Genomic DNA, 1,512 nt, shown 5'->3' with positions numbered 1-1,512 from the left:
TTGGTCATATCCACCGTCTTCACTATAAAGAGGGATTGCATCAGAATAGCCGTTTCCTCCCTTTCCTCTTGGAGCTCCCATGCTTAATCCAAATACCGTGGCAATCCATGTTTTCAGCCGAGACAGATAGCAAGAATAGAGATCTGCAAAATACTGTGACTGTTGTTTTTCAGAGATAGCTAATTGAGGAACATCCGCGGAATTGGTTGCTTGATCATCCGTATAGTGATTCGCTTGTGCATAATTTTGTAGTAAGGGTAAATACTCAAATTTATGAAATAATGCCCCTAACTTCGGATAAGTATCGACATTTTTCATCGTAGAAAGTGGCGCGGAAAAAGCTAACCAATCAATAAATACGGGACGCATCGAGGAGGCGATTTTTGATATTTGATCGTTATGATTGATTTGTGCGGTCGCAACAAAATCATGAAATCCATAATTTTTACGTGCAATCGATGATAAATCCATAAAACCCACTTTAGCCGCCATGATAAAACTCTCCATAACTGATAAATTTCCCTGATTTAGCGGTTGTTGGCGCAAGTAAAAAATCATTTTGAAATTGATATAAACATTCTTTGACTAAATCATCGAAAGAGCCGTAAAAGTCCCATTCAATCCCGATATTGGCGTTAATACCGTAACCTTCAATGTAATCAAAATAAATAATGTTCATCATCAATCACTTATTTTAGGTAAAAGAAAACCGATTCAGAAATCATGAAATTTCTAAATTCAATATCTATTGTTAGTCGAGTTAAATAATAACTAGAAACTATCTAATAAATTAAAGAAAATCCAGTTAGTAAAAAATCGAATTCTAATGATAATTTTAAAAGTTGAAATTAACGCTAAATGCTAGCAAAAATCAGTCATCAGTTTTCCTCCTGTTTCAATCTGCTAGCAATAGGAATCATTTATTGTCAGTAAGTGTAAGTTTTAGCCCGAGCTGTATCACCTTGATAAATTCACAAATAACACAGCGTTGGATAAAGTAGTTATAAATCAATGAGTTAATTATTTACCTCATTCTTGAGTAGATATATAATCTATTGATATTAAAAAGGAAAATAATTTGTAAATAAATGCAAATATAGCAATAGCTTTACATTATTAGCCTTTTTATAACCAAAATTATCTCATACCTACATTTTTTGCAACTGTGCACACTTGCAATATACGATATATCAAATCAAAAACGTACGCAAGTGTAAATGTGCACATATGTAAAGTTAAACTATTGCATTACAATACAGGTGAAAAAGGAGACAGGTTATGAGTAGAAAAAATATTGGTATAAATAATGACCGCTATTTGAAAATTGAGCGTGCAGCAGTTGATATCACAGCCAAAACAGGAAAGATCACTAAATGGTCTGATATCGTAAATTTTTTAATTGATGAATATTTAGCTGAAGCTAAACAAGACATGATTGCAAGAGACGAACAAGGATCAAAAAAATAAGAACCCAGATGCCTGTTATCCCGAAGTTATCCTGAGACTACCCCC

The 1,512-nt window shown here is 33.3% G+C and carries 2 protein-coding genes and 1 pseudogene; 1 reads left to right on the top strand and 2 read right to left on the bottom strand.

The genetic code is table 11. The features are described 5' to 3' along the window. Both M998_RS01070 and M998_RS01065 read right to left on the bottom strand, forming a co-directional pair. Positions 1-507 (bottom strand): annotated as a pseudogene (locus tag M998_RS01070) (hypothetical protein); the annotation flags it as partial. Continuing rightward, on the bottom strand, positions 482-682 hold the full coding sequence (locus tag M998_RS01065) for a hypothetical protein (protein WP_232007499.1): 201 nt from the start codon (positions 680-682) through the stop codon (positions 482-484). The pseudogene M998_RS01070 and the gene M998_RS01065, both read right to left, overlap by 26 nt. Positions 683-1,278: 596 nt before the next feature. On the opposite strand from M998_RS01065, the gene M998_RS01060 reads away from it, so the two are divergent. Then, on the top strand, positions 1,279-1,467 hold the full coding sequence (locus tag M998_RS01060; protein ID WP_068907151.1) for a hypothetical protein: 189 nt from the start codon (positions 1,279-1,281) through the stop codon (positions 1,465-1,467). Positions 1,468-1,512: the final 45 nt, after the last annotated feature.

Source organism: Providencia heimbachae ATCC 35613, from assembly GCF_001655055.1.
GTDB classification, from domain to species: domain Bacteria; phylum Pseudomonadota; class Gammaproteobacteria; order Enterobacterales; family Enterobacteriaceae; genus Providencia; species Providencia heimbachae.
This window is presented reverse-complemented; position numbering and strand designations above follow the sequence as displayed.